This window comes from Nocardioides sp. NPDC057577 (assembly GCF_042801335.1).
Lineage (GTDB): Bacteria > Actinomycetota > Actinomycetes > Propionibacteriales > Nocardioidaceae > Nocardioides.
Map to the genome: position 1 here is coordinate 1 of NZ_JBHVGB010000345.1, position 1,277 is coordinate 1,277.

The 1,277-nt window shown below is 68.8% G+C and carries 1 protein-coding gene; it reads right to left on the minus strand.

Annotation, left to right across the window (positions count from 1 at the left end; translation table 11 throughout):
• Nucleotides 1–385 precede the first annotated feature (385 nt).
• Nucleotides 386–1,277: hypothetical protein (locus ACFU7D_RS29660; protein WP_378874122.1), on the minus strand; the 892-nt coding region annotated here is incomplete at its 5' end.

The following is a 1,277-nucleotide window of genomic DNA, read 5'->3' on the forward strand; positions in this document are numbered from 1 at the left end:
GTCCTGGAGTGACTGCCGTACAGGAGCACCCCAACGCTGTCCCGGCAAAGAATCCGGCGCCTCCCGAACTCGTCAATACCGCCTGCCCGTGGTCCTGGACGCCTCCCGACCCGTCGACAAGTGACGTCGCTACTGCTCGATAAAGCCAGTCCTGGGGTCCGTCCAGACATCTGCCGGGGATCCGTCCCGGATCTGTCCCCGGGGACAGATGACCAGGCACTCCGGACGGACCCCGGGCAGATCCCTGACGGATGGCCGGACCCTCAACCAGACACCGGATGGCTTTGTTCACGAGTCTCGACAGCGTTTGTTCAGCAGCTCGGGAGGGCCCGGATCAGGCCGGGGCCGTTGTTTACGAGAACGGGAGGCGCACCGAAGGTCGGGCTTAATTGTTCGAACAGGGTTGGCCGGTAGGGTCCTCCAGCCGTGCTCGGGCAGCAGCTCTCACCTCGGTCGTCTCCATCGGATCATCGCGCAGTACAGCGATCCGGCCCAGGGTCTCCGTGTTCGTGGGTGCCGCGGTGATCCCCACCAGCCGCGTCGTTTCTTCGCAGTCCCAGAGGGACTCGGTGTACACGTGCTCCAGGCCGTCCCGGTCGATAGCGGCCAGTGCCTCCAGGTACGCGGTCCGCTCATACGAGTGCGGGGTGCGCAGCAAGAAGCGCCGCAGATAGGGAACCGCCCCGGCAGCGTCCGGTCCGAACCGGGCCAGGCGCCGGGCCGTTCGGTCGGGACCGCACCAGGCCCGCGCCGTCCACTGTTCGACGAGTTCGGTCACCAGCCCCGGCAAAGCCTCGGGGCCGCCATGGTCGGCCAGGACGTCCGCACCCAGAAGGGCCAGCCAGGGGCGGTCCTCCTGTGCCCAGCCGTGCGCCGCCGGTACGGCGAGGGCACCCAGGCACTCAACGGCCCGCCGGAGCAGGGGCAAGGGTCGGCGGCCGTCCGACGTGCCCAGCGAGGGCACCAGCGGGATCAGCCCCTCAGCAGGCTCTCGGCCGTTCAGGACACGCAGCGCGTCGACCTTCGTGGCGCCTTCCGTGCGAGTGCCGGCGAGCAGAGCGAGGAGTTCTGCGGTGCTGCACCCGGCCAGTGACGGCCGCGGAACGAACGGACGGCTCTGGACCTCGATTCCGAACCGCATCCACGGCTCGGAGAAGCACGGAAGCTCCGCTTCTGCGCCGATCCGGGTCCGTGCGACGTCACCGAGATCTTCCCACCACTCCGGCGGCCAGCCGGCTGACAGCGACTCCAGTACGCGGACCCAGTGCTCGCCTTGG